The following is a 14,705-nucleotide window of genomic DNA, read 5'->3' as shown; positions in this document are numbered from 1 at the left end:
AGACCGGGCATCAAAACAAGTTAGCCTTTTTGTATCAGCACTGTCGCTTGAGCTGCTATTCCTTCCGCTCTTCCTGTAAATCCAAGCTTTTCGGTCGTGGTCGCTTTTACATTCACTTGGGAAACCTCTGCCTCCAGCCCTTCGGCGATTCTTTTTCTCATGTCTTCTATGTACGGCGCCATCTTTGGCTTCTGTGCAATGATCGTGCAATCAATATTTCCGAGTACATATCCTTTCTGTTTCACAATCCCCCAGACATGCTGAAGTAATTGAAACGAATCAGCATCCTTGAACTCAGGATCTGTATCAGGAAAGTGCTTGCCGATGTCGCCCTCCCCGACAGCTCCGAGGCATGCGTCAGCAACGGTGTGCAATAATACATCCGCGTCAGAATGTCCGAGCAATCCTTTTTCATACGGAATTTCAACTCCGCCGATAATGAGAGGCCGGCCCTCTACTAATTGGTGCACATCAAAACCTTGTCCGATTCTAAACATGTTTATTCCCACTTTCTGCTTCCATGATAGCTTCAGCTGACGTTAAATCATCAGGAGTTGTCAGCTTAATATTTGTATAGTTACCTTCTACAACACGGACCGAACCGCCCTCAAGCTGTTCGACGAGACTGGCGTCATCCGTTCCTAAAAATCCTCTGCGCTCTGCCTCAGCGTGAGCCTCCATCAATAAAGAAAGACGAAAAGCTTGTGGCGTTTGGACAGCCCACAAGCTTGAACGTTCAATCGTCTCACTGACTTCTAAACCTTGAACGCGTTTAATCGTATCTTTTACCGGAACAGCCAGGATGGCCGCTCCTGCCTGCTCCGCTTCAACGATCAGTTCGTCAATCTGTTCATGCTTTATAAAAGGACGAGCGCCGTCGTGAACGAGCACAATCTTTTCTTGTTTAATGGCTTTGAGTCCTTTATAAACACTGTGCTGGCGTTCATCTCCGCCTGCAACAAGCTCGATAGCGGTTTGAAACGGATATTGGCTCAGCAATTGCTGAAAGTCTTCACGTTCGCGCTCGTTAATCACCAAAATGATTCGGTCGCACGGACGATGGCTGTCAAACACCCGTAAAGTGTGAATGATAACCGGATCTCCTTTCAGCTCGATAAACAGTTTATTTCTCCCTGCCTTCATCCGTTTCCCCTGTCCGGCCGCAGGAATAACCACATCATAATTCATTGTTCTTTCTCCCTTTACAGCGCCTTCTCCAACAGCTTAGGCTTGGCAAAAATCATTCGTCCCGCTGCTGTCTGCAGCACACTTGTGACGAGAACATCAATGTGTTTGCCGATATAATTCCGTCCTTCTTCAACGACAATCATAGTGCCGTCATCCAAGTAAGCGACTCCCTGATTATGCTCTTTGCCGTCTTTAATGACCTGAACATTCATTTCCTCACCCGGAAGCACAACGGGCTTGACCGCGTTGGCGAGGTCATTAATGTTCAATACTGCTACCTTCTGAAGCTCGCATACTTTATTTAAATTAAAATCATTCGTCACAACGACTCCGGATGTCAGTTTAGCGAGTTTGACAAGCTTGCTGTCAACCTCCTGAATATCTTCAAAGTCACCTTCATAAATTTCAACTTTAATATCTAATTCTTTTTGAATACGGTTCAGGATATCAAGACCGCGGCGCCCTCTGTTGCGTTTTAACACATCTGAGGAGTCAGCGATATGCTGCAATTCCTCAAGGACAAACTGCGGAATCACGATGATTCCCTCTAAAAAACCAGTCTGACAAATATCTGCAATTCTCCCATCAATAATAACACTTGTGTCCAGGATTTTCAGCTTTTTGTCTTGGACCTCGTGCTCTTCATCGGCTGCTCCTTTTTTCTTTTGCATTCTGGCGGAAATGGAGAATAGGCTGATCAGTTCATCCTTTTTCTTAAAGCCCACCTGAAAACCAAGATAACCGAGAAAGAAAGCTAAAAACACAGGGATGATTGTGCTGAGTATGCGGTAAGGTATATTGTCTAAAGGAATAACGTTTACGATAAGATAAGCAATTATAAGTCCAAATACTAAGCCAAGACTTCCAAATAACAAATCTGGAACCGGCGCTTTTAATAATGAATCCTCTATCCACTTCACCCAGTTCACAACGTAATCTGTACCCCATATACTGATGAGAAAAAAGATAATTGCACCTATTGCCGCAGACGTATATGCGTTTGTTATTAAAGGTATGTCCTGTAAACTTAACAGTACAAACAATTCAGGTATTAAAAATATACCAACAACGCCGCCGAAAATAATGAAGAACGCCTGAACTATTCGTTTTAACATACCCCCACCTCCTTTAAAGAAAATTGTTATATTTCATAAGATTTTATGCAACCTACGAATATCAGAATAAACAAAAACCAACAATAATATACCCGTAATGATATGGTTTTAACCGAAAATCATAGCTGTCTGTCTAAATAATGCTTCTCTTGAAGACGTTTTAAGCCCTTTTTGATTTTTTGGGCTCGTACTTCACCGATACCCTCTACTTCATCTAATTCTTCTGCACTTGCCTCAATTATTCTCGGCAGGACGCCAAATGCTTCCACCACATTTTCCACAATTGGCATCGGAAGGCGCGGTATCTTATTTAGCAGCCTGTATCCTCTAGGCAGAACATAGTCATCAAGATTTGTAGAAGCCGGGTAACCAAGAAGCTTATAAACAATGGAATCATCAAGCAAATCGTAGCTGGACATATCCTGCAGTTCTTTTAAAAGGACAAACGGATCTTTAATTTTTTCCTTCACGTAATCCTTAATAAATAAAGCAGCCTCTTCTTCCATATCAGTAATCAGTTCGATGACCTGCAACTTAATCAAATGACCTTCTGTTCCCAGCTCCCTGATATACATGTTGATTTCATTTTTAATTCGCAGCACCATTTCATAACGGTGCATCACAGACAGAACATCGCTGAAAGTAACGAGTTCCTCAAACTCTAATGCGTTTAGTGCATTAATCGTTTTGTCCAGAATTGTTTTATATTTTTCTAGAGTTTGAATGGCTTGGTTCGCTTTTGTTAAAATGAATCCTATGTCTTTTAGTGTATACTTCATACTTTCCTGATATAACGTTATGACATTTCTTCTCTCAGAAATTGCGATAACGAGACAGCCGGTTTGCTTAGCTACTCTTTCGGCGGTGCGGTGCCGCATTCCTGTTTCTGACGAAGAAATTGTGGCTTCAGGCATCAATTGTGTATTGGCATATAGGATCTTTTGACCAGAATCACTTAAGATAATTGCACCATCCATTTTAGCCAGTTCATATAAATGCGCCGGCGAAAAAGCAGTGTTAATGTGGAAACCGCCATCCACCACTTCTTTTACTTTATCATTATATCCAACAACAATCAGACCGCCTGTATTTGCTCTCAGCACATTTTCTATCCCCGCTCTGAGCGGTGTTCCAGGAGCAACAAACTGCAAAATAGAAGACAGATCTAACTCATGTTTCGCCCCTTTTTTCTCTTTTTCCATCTATTATCCTCCTAATGAAGTACGAAGTGCCTCTGAAACATTTGCTACTCCGATGACCTCAATCCCTTTTGGTTTCGTCCATCCATCCAGATTTGCCGCAGGTATGATCATGCGTTTAAAGCCAAGCTTTGCCGCTTCTTTTACACGCTGTTCAATTCTTGATACCCGGCGGACTTCTCCGGTTAATCCCACTTCTCCTATAAAGCAATCTGCAGGATTTGGAGGTGTATCTCTAAAGCTCGATGCGATACTTACCGCTATAGCAAGATCAATCGCAGGTTCATCTAGTTTGACGCCGCCCGCTACCTTCAAATATGCATCCTGATTTTGCAGCAGCAGCCCTACTCTTTTTTCTAATACAGCCATTAACAGTGACACCCTGTTATGATCTATCCCTGTTGCCATGCGCCGCGGATTGCCAAAGCTCGTTGGCGAGATGAGTGCCTGAATTTCAACAAGAATAGGCCTTGTACCTTCCATAGAAGCCGTTATGCTCGACCCCGAAGATCCCGCCGAACGCTCTTCTAAGAAGATCTCTGAAGGATTCAGTACCTCAGTGAGCCCTTCTTCCCGCATTTCAAAAATACCCATTTCGTTTGTAGAACCAAAACGGTTTTTTACAGCCCGTAAGATTCGGAAAGTATGGTGACGTTCTCCTTCAAAGTATAAAACAGTGTCAACCATATGCTCCAGCAGTCTCGGCCCCGCGATGGACCCTTCTTTCGTTACGTGACCTACAATAAATATCGGAATACCTTTTGTTTTTGCAATTTTCATCAGCGCGGCTGTACATTCTCTTACTTGTGATACACTGCCGGGAGCCGATGTGATATCACTTTGATAAACCGTTTGAATCGAGTCGACAACGACAAACGCTGGATTCATCTCTTCTATAGCAGACGAAATATACTCCATATCGGTTTCGGATAAAACATGCAGTGAGGGATTATTTATGCCCAGACGGTCTGCTCTTAATTTCGTTTGTTTTACCGATTCTTCTCCTGAAATGTATAGAACATGACGCGATGAACCAGATAGCTGAGCGGATACTTGCAGTAGTAAGGTCGATTTCCCGATACCGGGGTCCCCGCCAATTAAAACAAGTGATCCCTTTACCACTCCGCCTCCGAGCACTCTGTTAAACTCGCCGAGCTGTGTTTTAACCCGAGGTTCTTCTGATGTTTCGATTGATGTTATGGGGGAAGGTTTCTGTACGGTTTGAACAGAATGAGAAAAAGCCGCTCTCCGATTGGCCGGTGCTTTTTTAATCATTTCTTCCACCATTGTATTCCAAGCACCGCAGCCCGGACATTTCCCCATCCATTTTGGAGACTCGTAGCCGCAGGATTGGCAGATGAATTTGGATTTTGTTTTAGCCATAAATAGTGTAAGACCTCTCCCTTGTTCTATTTCTTGATACGAAATTGAGGCATACACTTACATGCTGTATGCCTCATTTTCGTCTTCTATATTAATTCGTTTTAGCAGTCGTTTTTACGACAAATTCGCCATCTTCTACATCAAGAACGATATGGTGCCCTTTATGAATGTTACCTCTGAGCAACTCTTCAGATAAACGATCCTCCACATGTTTTTGAATGGCTCTTCTGAGCGGGCGGGCACCGTATTCAAGGTCTACGCCCTCTTCCGCGACTTTTGCTTTCGCAGCTTCCGTCAATTCTATAGAAAGATCCTGTTCTTTAAGACGTTTCGTTAATTGATCAGACATCAATGACACGATTTCAGCCAGATGTTTTTTCTCGAGTGAATGGAAGACGATAATTTCATCAATACGGTTGATGAATTCCGGTCTGAACGCACGTTTCAGCTCACCCATCACTTTATCCTTCATGTCTTTATGATTTTGCGTCTCATCCTGAACGTTGAAGCCGACATATTTGTTGCGTTTCAGCTCACTTGCTCCGACGTTTGATGTCATGATCAGAATCGTGTTGCGGAAATCGACTGTACGGCCTTTAGAATCAGTTAATCGTCCGTCTTCAAGAACTTGAAGGAGGATATTGAAGACGTCAGGGTGCGCTTTCTCAATTTCATCAAGAAGCACAACAGAGTATGGTTTTCTTCTTACCTTCTCTGTTAATTGGCCGCCCTCATCGTAACCCACATACCCTGGAGGTGAACCTACAAGTCTAGAAGTCGAGTGTTTTTCCATGTATTCAGACATATCAATTCTGATCATGGCTTCTTCATCACCGAAGATAGACTCAGCAAGCGCCCGTGCAAGCTCTGTTTTACCTACGCCTGTAGGGCCTAAGAAAATGAATGAGCCGATTGGACGTTTAGGATCTTTTAGCCCTGCTCTCGCACGTCTGACCGCTTTAGCAACGGCTACAACAGCTTCATCTTGGCCGATGACACGGGAATGAAGAATGCTCTCCATATTAAGAAGCTTATCTGTTTCAGTTTGAGCGATTTTTGAAACAGGCACCCCAGTCCAGCTGGATACAACCATCGCAATATCATCCACAGAAACCTCTGAGTTTTCCTGCCCCTGCTTCTCTTTCCATGATTTTTTCGTATCCTCCACCTGTTCACGCAAACGCTGTTCCGTATCACGCAGGGAAGCGGCTTTTTCAAATTCTTGGCTTTGCACCGCAGCATCCTTCTCTTTACGAACTTCATCAAGTTTCTGTTCAAGCTCTTTTAAATTAGGAGGCGTTGTAAATGAACGCAATCTGACCTTTGAGCCCGCTTCATCGATCAAGTCAATAGCTTTATCGGGAAGGAAACGGTCAGAAATATATCTGTCAGAAAGCTTAACCGCAGCTTCAATGGCTTCATCAGTGATAGAAACGCGGTGGTGAGCTTCATATCGGTCACGCAAGCCTTTTAAGATTTGAATGCTCTCGTCTACCGACGGCTGATCAACCTGGATTGGCTGAAAACGGCGCTCCAGAGCTGCATCTTTTTCAATATATTTACGGTACTCATCAAGAGTTGTCGCACCGATACACTGAAGTTCTCCGCGAGCAAGTGAAGGTTTCAAGATGTTGGATGCGTCAATGGCACCTTCTGCTCCGCCCGCTCCGATTAGTGTATGGAGCTCATCAATGAATAGAATGATGTTTCCTGCCTGACGGATTTCATCCATAACTTTTTTCAAACGATCCTCAAATTCACCGCGGTATTTTGTACCGGCAACAACTGTTCCCATGTCTAATGTCATAACGCGTTTATCGCGTAAAATTTCGGGAACTTCATTATTAATAATCTGCTGTGCGAGACCTTCTGCGATAGCCGTTTTACCTACGCCCGGTTCCCCAATCAGAACAGGATTGTTTTTCGTTCTGCGGCTCAGCACTTCAATAACACGCTGAATTTCTTTGCTTCTGCCGATAACCGGATCAAGGCTGTCTTCCTTCGCAATCGCTGTTAAATCTCTTGCCAGGCTATCTAGTGTAGGCGTATTCGCATTGCTGTTTGTTCCAGCCGCTGATGAACCTGTTTCATTACTTCCAAGAAGCTGAAGCACTTGCTGTCTTGCTTTATTTAAGCTGACTCCGAGATTGTTAAGCACTCTCGCAGCCACACCTTCACCTTCGCGAATAAGACCAAGAAGAATATGCTCTGTACCCACATAAGAATGGCCGAGTTTTCTGGCCTCATCCATTGATAACTCAATGACTTTTTTAGCTCTCGGAGTATAATGAATCGTTTGAGACATTTCCTGTCCGCGCCCGATTAAGCTCTCAACTTCTTTTTGAATTTTATCTGAACCAAGTCCAAGCGCTTGAAGTGCTTTAGCAGCGATGCCCTCTCCTTCTCGCACCAGTCCTAATAAAATATGTTCAGTGCCGATATTGTTATGACCTAAACGAAGTGCTTCTTCCTGTGCAAGCGCCAGTACCTTTTGAGCTCGTTCTGTAAATCTTCCAAACATCATATCGATTCATCCTCCTGTCTATTCCCATTCATTTCCAAATGAAGCCGTTCTCTGATAAGAGCCGCTCTTCGTATATCTCTTTCGTTCGGACGCAAAGCGCCTCCCGAGTATTGCTGTAAAAATCCCGGCTGTGTTAAAATCATCAGTTCATTAAGTATATTGCTTGAAAGTCCTTTTATAATGCCTAAGTCTATACCTAACCGAACATCTGAAAGGCACTTTGCAGTTTCTTTCGATTCAATCATCCGGCAATTGGACAAGACTCCATAGGATCGATACACACGATCCTCAAGCTCAATCTTAGAGGTTTGGTAAAGCGCTTCTCGAGCAGATCGTTCCTGTTCAATCAGCTGGGCAGCTACGCTGTTAAGGTCATCGACAATATCCTGCTCCGACTTTCCAAGCGTGATTTGATTTGAAATTTGAAAGATATTTCCTACTGCTTCGCTGCCTTCCCCATAAATTCCTCTAACAACTAAGCCTAATTGATTAATAGCTGGTATAATTCGATTTATTTGCCTAGTTAAAACCAGTGCCGGAAGATGCATCATGACTGAAGCCCTTAGGCCCGTACCTACATTTGTAGGACAGCTGGTTAAGTAACCTCTTTGCTCACTAAATGCATAATCAACCTTTTCCTCAATCCAGTCATCAACTTGGTTTGCGGCTTTCATTGCTTGTGGAAGCTGAAATCCTGGGAAAAGACACTGAATTCTAATGTGGTCCTCCTCATTCAACATGACGCTCACTTCCTCATTTTCAGAAAGCAAACAGCCGCCAAAAGGAGACTCTGTCAAATTAGGGCTGATGAGATGCTTTTCAACAAGCACCCGTTTTTCTAAAGGCTGTGCGTCGTTCATTCTAATTAAAAGGAATTTGCCGACACCGGGTATTTCATGTTCTGAAAACTGTTCTTCAAACTGTTGCAAGATGGATGAGGCTTCTTCATTGGAATATCGCGTAGGGAACCGAATATTCTCAAAGTTTCTAGCTAAACGTATGCGGCTGCTGAGTACAATGTCACTTTCAGGGCCTTTCTGCTTCATCCAACTGCTTAATGCGTCCTGAATAAAATGCTTTAGCGACATTACCCCTGTTCCTCCTCACTATCTGTACTTTTGAGTGACTGTTCTAATGAACGAATTTGATCTCTCACATGGGCTGCGTTTTCAAATTCTTCTTGGTGTATTAAAGCTTCTAATTCTTTTTTCAGCATTTCGATCTGTCGTCTGACGTGCAGGTTGCCACCTATACGTTTCGGTATTTTCCCGCCATGCACAGTGTTTCCGCTGTGAACTTTGCGTAAGATCGGTGTAATGTTGCTATGAAATGTTTTATAACATTCGGCACAGCCAAATCGGCCGGTTTTTCTAAATTGCTGAAATGTCATTCCGCACTTCGGACAAGCAGATATTTGCTCGGAAGGGCTGAACATTTGAGTTCCAGCATTCTGAAATGAAGAATCCATGTTCAGTAAGCCTGATAGTAAATTATGAATAGAGAAACCATGACTTGCACTTATACCATATGAGTCGCTGTGTTCTTTTGCACATTGTTCGCAGATGTGAACCTCTTTTTTCTCTCCGTTAACAACCTTTGTAAAGTGAAAAGTGGCTGGTCTCTCATTGCACTCTTGACAAATCAATCTTTTCACCCGCTTATTTTAATTTTAAAGCGGTCAGCATAGCTTTCATCATTCTCGCTCTCAATTCATCACGTTCAGGCAAATCAATGTACAGTACTGAGCGATCCATCACGCTGACCATCATTTTTGCTTCTCTCTCAGAGATCACCTTGTCTTCTAATAGCCTTAAAATAATGTCATCAGAGGCTGCTTGAGACAAATGGGTATTAATTTGAGAAATAATATTATTGATTAGGACAACTTCATTATTCATTTTAATTTTAATGATTCTGATGTAACCGCCGCCCCCGCGTTTGCTCTCAACAATATATCCTCTCTCGCTTGTAAATCTGGTGTTGATGACATAATTTATTTGGGAAGGAACACATTGAAATTTATCTGCAATTTCACTCCGTTTAATTTCTAAAATTTCCTTGCCATTTTGATCTAACACTTGTTTCAAGTACTGTTCAATGATGTCAGAAATATTATGTCCCACTCAACCCCCTCCTTTATTGACTTTGACTATATTTGACTTTAATCTTACTATAAGGTGTTTTTCGAGAATTTTCAACTTTATCGCTCTATCTTAAGTATTTCCATTTTCTAAATTCATAAAACCTGATTATTCACTTAAATTTCTCTGTGAAGTTATTATATTATATAACTAAATGAAATTTTATGATACCAATAAAGGAGAACGCAAAAAGGACAGCTCATATGAGCTGTCCTTTTATTAATTGCTTGGCGGCGTCCTACTCTCACAGGGGGAAACCCCCGACTACCATCGGCGCTGAAGAGCTTAACTTCCGTGTTCGGCATGGGAACGGGTGTGACCTCTTCGCTATCGCCACCAAACAATTGAGAGTGTTCTCTCAAAACTAGATAACAGATGTGACATCATTAGAAATTAGGTTAAGTCCTCGATCGATTAGTATCTGTCAGCTCCATGTGTCGCCACACTTCCACCTCAGACCTATCAACCTGATCATCTTTCAGGGATCTTACTTCCTTGCGGAATGGGAAATCTCATCTTGAGGGGGGCTTCATGCTTAGATGCTTTCAGCACTTATCCCGTCCGCACATAGCTACCCAGCGATGCCCTTGGCAGAACAACTGGTACACCAGCGGTGCGTCCATCCCGGTCCTCTCGTACTAAGGACAGCTCCTCTCAAATTTCCTGCGCCCGCGACGGATAGGGACCGAACTGTCTCACGACGTTCTGAACCCAGCTCGCGTACCGCTTTAATGGGCGAACAGCCCAACCCTTGGGACCGACTACAGCCCCAGGATGCGATGAGCCGACATCGAGGTGCCAAACCTCCCCGTCGATGTGGACTCTTGGGGGAGATAAGCCTGTTATCCCCGGGGTAGCTTTTATCCGTTGAGCGATGGCCCTTCCATGCGGAACCACCGGATCACTAAGCCCGACTTTCGTCCCTGCTCGACTTGTAGGTCTCGCAGTCAAGCTCCCTTGTGCCTTTACACTCTGCGAATGATTTCCAACCATTCTGAGGGAACCTTTGGGCGCCTCCGTTACCTTTTAGGAGGCGACCGCCCCAGTCAAACTGCCCACCTGACACTGTCTCCCCGCCCGATAAGGGCGGCGGGTTAGAAGGTCAATACAGCCAGGGTAGTATCCCACCGATGCCTCCACCGAAGCTGGCGCTCCGGTTTCCAAGGCTCCTACCTATCCTGTACAAGCTGTACCAACATTCAATATCAGGCTGCAGTAAAGCTCCACGGGGTCTTTCCGTCCTGTCGCGGGTAACCTGCATCTTCACAGGTACTATAATTTCACCGAGTCTCTCGTTGAGACAGTGCCCAGATCGTTGCGCCTTTCGTGCGGGTCGGAACTTACCCGACAAGGAATTTCGCTACCTTAGGACCGTTATAGTTACGGCCGCCGTTTACTGGGGCTTCAATTCGCACCTTCGCTTACGCTAAGCGCTCCTCTTAACCTTCCAGCACCGGGCAGGCGTCAGCCCCTATACTTCGCCTTACGGCTTCGCAGAGACCTGTGTTTTTGCTAAACAGTCGCCTGGGCCTATTCACTGCGGCTCTCTCGGGCTTGCACCCTAACAGAGCACCCCTTCTCCCGAAGTTACGGGGTCATTTTGCCGAGTTCCTTAACGAGAGTTCTCTCGATCACCTTAGGATTCTCTCCTCGCCTACCTGTGTCGGTTTGCGGTACGGGCACCTCTCACCTCGCTAGAGGCTTTTCTTGGCAGTGTGGAATCAGGAACTTCGCTACTAAATTTCGCTCGCCATCACAGCTCAGCCTTATGGGAAACGGATTTGCCTATTTCCCAGCCTAACTGCTTGGACGCGGATATCCAATACCGCGCTTACCCTATCCTCCTGCGTCCCCCCATTGCTCAAATGGTGAGGAGGTGGTACAGGAATATCAACCTGTTGTCCATCGCCTACGCCTTTCGGCCTCGGCTTAGGTCCCGACTAACCCTGAGCGGACGAGCCTTCCTCAGGAAACCTTAGGCATTCGGTGGAGGGGATTCTCACCCCTCTTTCGCTACTCATACCGGCATTCTCACTTCTAAGCGCTCCACCAGTCCTTCCGGTCTGGCTTCACAGCCCTTAGAACGCTCTCCTACCACTGTTCGAAGAACAGTCCGCAGCTTCGGTGATACGTTTAGCCCCGGTACATTTTCGGCGCAGAGTCACTCGACCAGTGAGCTATTACGCACTCTTTAAATGGTGGCTGCTTCTAAGCCAACATCCTGGTTGTCTAAGCAACTCCACATCCTTTTCCACTTAACGTATACTTTGGGACCTTAGCTGGCGGTCTGGGCTGTTTCCCTTTCGACTACGGATCTTATCACTCGCAGTCTGACTCCCAAGGATAAGTCATTGGCATTCGGAGTTTGACTGAATTCGGTAACCCGGTAGGGGCCCCTAGTCCAATCAGTGCTCTACCTCCAAGACTCTTACCTTGAGGCTAGCCCTAAAGCTATTTCGGAGAGAACCAGCTATCTCCAGGTTCGATTGGCATTTCACCCCTACCCACACCTCATCCCCGCACTTTTCAACGTGCGTGGGTTCGGGCCTCCATTCAGTGTTACCTGAACTTCACCCTGGACATGGGTAGATCACCTGGTTTCGGGTCTACGACCACGTACTCATGCGCCCTATTCAGACTCGCTTTCGCTGCGGCTCCGCATCTTCTGCTTAACCTTGCACGGGATCGTAACTCGCCGGTTCATTCTACAAAAGGCACGCCATCACCCGTTAACGGGCTCTGACTACTTGTAGGCACACGGTTTCAGGATCTCTTTCACTCCCCTTCCGGGGTGCTTTTCACCTTTCCCTCACGGTACTGGTTCACTATCGGTCACTAGGGAGTATTTAGCCTTGGGAGATGGTCCTCCCGGATTCCGACGGAATTTCACGTGTTCCGCCGTACTCAGGATCCACTCTGGAGAGAACGAAGTTTTGACTACAGGGCTGTTACCTTCTATGGCGGGCCTTTCCAGACCTCTTCATCTACCTCGTTCCTTTGTAACTCCGTATAGAGTGTCCTACAACCCCAAGAGGCAAGCCTCTTGGTTTGGGCTAATCCCGTTTCGCTCGCCGCTACTCAGGGAATCGCATTTGCTTTCTCTTCCTCCGGGTACTTAGATGTTTCAGTTCCCCGGGTCTGCCTTCTCATATCCTATGAATTCAGATATGGATACCACTCCATTACGAGTGGTGGGTTTCCCCATTCGGAAATCTCCGGATCAAAGCTTGCTTACAGCTCCCCGAAGCATATCGGTGTTCGTCCCGTCCTTCATCGGCTCCTAGTGCCAAGGCATCCACCGTGCGCCCTTTCTAACTTAACCGTTAAAAAGAATCACTATGTGATATCTTGTGTTACTAATTGAATGTGATGTCTACTGTTATCTAGTTTTCAAAGAACACGTTTCGAAGGAATGATCCTTCAAAACTAAACAAGACAGGGAACGTTCTGTTTATAAGACCCAAGGTCTTATATTCCGTAAATATCCTTAGAAAGGAGGTGATCCAGCCGCACCTTCCGATACGGCTACCTTGTTACGACTTCACCCCAATCATCTGTCCCACCTTCGGCGGCTGGCTCCATAAAGGTTACCTCACCGACTTCGGGTGTTACAAACTCTCGTGGTGTGACGGGCGGTGTGTACAAGGCCCGGGAACGTATTCACCGCGGCATGCTGATCCGCGATTACTAGCGATTCCAGCTTCACGCAGTCGAGTTGCAGACTGCGATCCGAACTGAGAACAGATTTGTGGGATTGGCTTAACCTCGCGGTTTCGCTGCCCTTTGTTCTGTCCATTGTAGCACGTGTGTAGCCCAGGTCATAAGGGGCATGATGATTTGACGTCATCCCCACCTTCCTCCGGTTTGTCACCGGCAGTCACCTTAGAGTGCCCAACTGAATGCTGGCAACTAAGATCAAGGGTTGCGCTCGTTGCGGGACTTAACCCAACATCTCACGACACGAGCTGACGACAACCATGCACCACCTGTCACTCTGCCCCCGAAGGGGACGTCCTATCTCTAGGATTGTCAGAGGATGTCAAGACCTGGTAAGGTTCTTCGCGTTGCTTCGAATTAAACCACATGCTCCACCGCTTGTGCGGGCCCCCGTCAATTCCTTTGAGTTTCAGTCTTGCGACCGTACTCCCCAGGCGGAGTGCTTAATGCGTTAGCTGCAGCACTAAGGGGCGGAAACCCCCTAACACTTAGCACTCATCGTTTACGGCGTGGACTACCAGGGTATCTAATCCTGTTCGCTCCCCACGCTTTCGCTCCTCAGCGTCAGTTACAGACCAGAGAGTCGCCTTCGCCACTGGTGTTCCTCCACATCTCTACGCATTTCACCGCTACACGTGGAATTCCACTCTCCTCTTCTGCACTCAAGTTCCCCAGTTTCCAATGACCCTCCCCGGTTGAGCCGGGGGCTTTCACATCAGACTTAAGGAACCGCCTGCGAGCCCTTTACGCCCAATAATTCCGGACAACGCTTGCCACCTACGTATTACCGCGGCTGCTGGCACGTAGTTAGCCGTGGCTTTCTGGTTAGGTACCGTCAAGGTACCGCCCTATTCGAACGGTACTTGTTCTTCCCTAACAACAGAGCTTTACGATCCGAAAACCTTCATCACTCACGCGGCGTTGCTCCGTCAGACTTTCGTCCATTGCGGAAGATTCCCTACTGCTGCCTCCCGTAGGAGTCTGGGCCGTGTCTCAGTCCCAGTGTGGCCGATCACCCTCTCAGGTCGGCTACGCATCGTTGCCTTGGTGAGCCGTTACCTCACCAACTAGCTAATGCGCCGCGGGTCCATCTGTAAGTGGTAGCCGAAGCCACCTTTTATGTTTGAACCATGCGGTTCAAACAAGCATCCGGTATTAGCCCCGGTTTCCCGGAGTTATCCCAGTCTTACAGGCAGGTTACCCACGTGTTACTCACCCGTCCGCCGCTAACATCAGGGAGCAAGCTCCCATCTGTCCGCTCGACTTGCATGTATTAGGCACGCCGCCAGCGTTCGTCCTGAGCCAGGATCAAACTCTCCGATAAAGTAGTTTGACTGACTACGCACATCGCTGTGCGATTTATTTAAAACTTGAATTAACAGGTACGTTTTGTCTTGTTTAGTTTTCAAAGATCATTTTGTTTATCGCCTTGTTAAAG

General features: G+C 46.1%; 9 protein-coding genes and 3 rRNA genes. All 12 read right to left on the bottom strand.

The window, feature by feature from the left end; all coding sequences use genetic code 11:
* Positions 1–20: 20 nt before the first annotated feature.
* Positions 21–497 carry a 2-C-methyl-D-erythritol 2,4-cyclodiphosphate synthase gene (gene ispF / locus NST56_RS00600; protein ID WP_010332754.1) on the bottom strand — a complete coding sequence of 159 codons (477 nt, stop codon included), beginning with the start codon at positions 495–497 and terminating at the stop codon, positions 21–23.
* A complete protein-coding gene (ispD, locus tag NST56_RS00595; RefSeq protein ID WP_010332753.1) occupies positions 490–1,188 on the bottom strand; it encodes a 2-C-methyl-D-erythritol 4-phosphate cytidylyltransferase in 699 nt (232 codons plus the stop codon). The genes ispF and ispD overlap by 8 nt, the downstream gene beginning before the upstream one ends.
* A 14-nt stretch (positions 1,189–1,202) precedes the next feature.
* Positions 1,203–2,303, bottom strand: a complete 1,101-nt coding sequence (locus NST56_RS00590) for a PIN/TRAM domain-containing protein (RefSeq protein WP_168746772.1) — start codon at positions 2,301–2,303, stop codon at positions 1,203–1,205.
* A gap of 119 nt (positions 2,304–2,422) precedes the next feature.
* A complete protein-coding gene (gene disA / locus NST56_RS00585; protein WP_003242042.1) occupies positions 2,423–3,505 on the bottom strand; it encodes a DNA integrity scanning diadenylate cyclase DisA in 1,083 nt (360 codons plus the stop codon).
* Positions 3,506–3,508: 3 nt separating this feature from the next.
* Positions 3,509–4,885 carry a DNA repair protein RadA gene (gene radA, locus NST56_RS00580; RefSeq protein WP_010332751.1) on the bottom strand — a complete coding sequence of 459 codons (1,377 nt, stop codon included), beginning with the start codon at positions 4,883–4,885 and terminating at the stop codon, positions 3,509–3,511.
* A gap of 91 nt (positions 4,886–4,976) precedes the next feature.
* On the bottom strand, positions 4,977–7,409 hold the full coding sequence (gene clpC, locus NST56_RS00575) for an ATP-dependent protease ATP-binding subunit ClpC (protein ID WP_010332750.1): 2,433 nt from the start codon (positions 7,407–7,409) through the stop codon (positions 4,977–4,979).
* The gene (locus tag NST56_RS00570) at positions 7,406–8,497 is read right to left on the bottom strand and encodes a protein arginine kinase (RefSeq protein ID WP_168746771.1); all 1,092 of its coding nucleotides are present in this window, start codon (positions 8,495–8,497) and stop codon (positions 7,406–7,408) included. The genes clpC and NST56_RS00570 overlap by 4 nt, the downstream gene beginning before the upstream one ends.
* Positions 8,497–9,054: a UvrB/UvrC motif-containing protein gene (locus NST56_RS00565; protein ID WP_326218816.1), complete on the bottom strand. Its 558-nt coding sequence runs from the start codon at positions 9,052–9,054 to the stop codon at positions 8,497–8,499. Before NST56_RS00565 ends, NST56_RS00570 begins: the two co-directional genes overlap by 1 nt.
* Positions 9,055–9,067: 13 nt before the next feature.
* Positions 9,068–9,532, bottom strand: a complete 465-nt coding sequence (ctsR, locus tag NST56_RS00560; RefSeq protein ID WP_010332747.1) for a transcriptional regulator CtsR — start codon at positions 9,530–9,532, stop codon at positions 9,068–9,070.
* Positions 9,533–9,775: 243 nt separating this feature from the next.
* Positions 9,776–9,891: ribosomal RNA gene (gene rrf, locus NST56_RS00555) — 5S ribosomal RNA — on the bottom strand.
* 53 nt (positions 9,892–9,944) lie between these two features.
* Positions 9,945–12,872: ribosomal RNA gene (locus tag NST56_RS00550) — 23S ribosomal RNA — on the bottom strand.
* Positions 12,873–13,041: 169 nt separating this feature from the next.
* Positions 13,042–14,591, bottom strand: a 16S ribosomal RNA gene (locus NST56_RS00545).
* The 16S, 23S and 5S rRNA genes sit together here, the layout of an rRNA operon.
* Positions 14,592–14,705 lie beyond the last annotated feature (114 nt).

The sequence above is a fragment of the Bacillus sp. FSL R5-0560 genome (assembly GCF_037966305.1).
GTDB classification, from domain to species: Bacteria; Bacillota; Bacilli; order Bacillales; family Bacillaceae; genus Bacillus; species Bacillus mojavensis.
Note: the sequence above shows the minus strand (reverse complement) of the source record. Positions and strands in the feature narration are given on the sequence as shown.